The organism is Methyloceanibacter sp. (genome assembly GCF_058506495.1).
Window position 1 is genome coordinate 1 of record NZ_JBZMXT010000187.1, and the last position, 1,656, is coordinate 1,656.

1 protein-coding gene is annotated in these 1,656 nt (G+C 57.2%); it reads right to left on the reverse strand.

Annotation, left to right across the window (positions count from 1 at the left end):
- A partial coding sequence (locus tag AC33YF_RS13880; RefSeq protein WP_491777806.1) for an adenylate/guanylate cyclase domain-containing protein occupies positions 1–1,456 on the reverse strand: 1,456 nt, incomplete at its 3' end.
- Between the last annotated feature and the right edge of the window lie 200 nt (positions 1,457–1,656).

Genomic DNA, 1,656 nt, shown 5'->3' on the forward strand with positions numbered 1-1,656 from the left:
GCATGGACTTTTCCGGGTTGGAAAATGGCTGGCGTGAATAGATGCGCGATAAAGCCCAAAAGGCCTGCGGCAATTCATCGTCCAGCATGATCGCTTTTTCAGCGAGCTCGATTGCCTTCCTTGCAAATACCTCGCGTTGATCGGTCCAGCGGTTTTCCTGGGCTAGCGAATAGGCCTGCGCGAGTTTGGAGTACGCAGCCGCGAAAGACGGGTCGAGCTCGACCGCGCGTTGGAACATGCGGCGCGACGCGATATTGCTTTCCCTCGTGAAGAAGCTCTCCTGCTTCAGACCGCGCAGGTAAAAGTCGTAAGCTTCTGGGCTCGTTGTTGGCCTTCGGGCCAGCCAGTTCTGTTCCCGTGCGCTGAGTTTCACGCTAAGTGACTGAACGATCTGGTTGCGTACCGTTTCCTGAAACTCGAAGAGTCCAGCCATGTCACGGTCGTAGCGGTCTGCCCATAGTTGCCCGCCAGATCCCGCGTCGGTGAGCTGCGCCGTGATCCGCAGTTTCTCACCGATCTTGCGAACTGTTCCTTCCACGATGTAGCCGGCGCCGAGCTGCGTGCCGATTTCGCGCACGTCCATCGCCTGCCCCTTGAAAGCGAAGGATGAAGTCCGGGAGATGACCACAAGACCGGATATCCGGGACAGGTCTGTTATCAGGTCATCAGCGAGGCCGTCTGCGAAGTATTCCCTCTCCAAACTGTCAGATAAGTTATTGAAAGGCAGTACCGCGATGGATGGCTTACCGGAAGCTTCGGTAGCTATTCTTTCCGGCGCGGCCGACTGAAGTCCCGCAATCCGTGACCACCACCAGCCGCTTACAAAAATGCCGGCCAGCAGCAATATTGAGACCGCGGCTACAAGCCGACGGCTTACTTTGAAACGCGATGCCTGGCCTCGGTCGATCACCGCGCCGGCCTTATCCGGCTCCATCAGAACCTTGTAGGCGCGGATCGGCCTCTCGATATTCTTGACACTAACTTCGCCAAGCGACTCATAGCCGACCTCTACGTTCGAGCGCATATGGTCGTAGGCGGTTCCCGAGATGCAAATCCCTTCAGGCTCCGCCAGAGCTTCGAGCCGTGCGGCGACATTAACGCCATCACCGTAAATGTCGTCATCGTCAACAACGATGTCGCCCAGGTTAATGCCAACGCGGTAACGAATGCGCTGTTCCTCGGGCATTTTCGCTTCGCGTGAAGCCATCGCTTGTTGGACAGTAATAGCGCAGCGAACGGCATCCACGACGCTAGAAAACTCGACCAACATACCGTCGCCGGTCGTCTTCACGAGGCGCCCATTATGGTCAGCGATCGCGGGGTCTATTACTTCGCCGCGGTGGACTCTCTGACGCGCAATGGTCCCTTCCTCGTCAACCTCCATCAGGCGCGAGTAACCAACCATGTCGGCAGCAAGTACCGCGGCGAGCCTTCGTTCTTCGCCCTCCGTTGGCATGGGAGAATATCCCGTCGCAAAGTGTACGCTAACACGACTGTAAGAAAGACATAGCGGAGTGTCTACTGAGCCAACCGAGAATGACCGGATCGCCTTTGCCCCGAATGTTACGTGCTGCCGGATCGACGCGAAGCAAAGTGAAGGCGACATTCGCAGCCAGTGTGAGCAGATCCTATTACTGCCGCAACGGCACGTCCGCC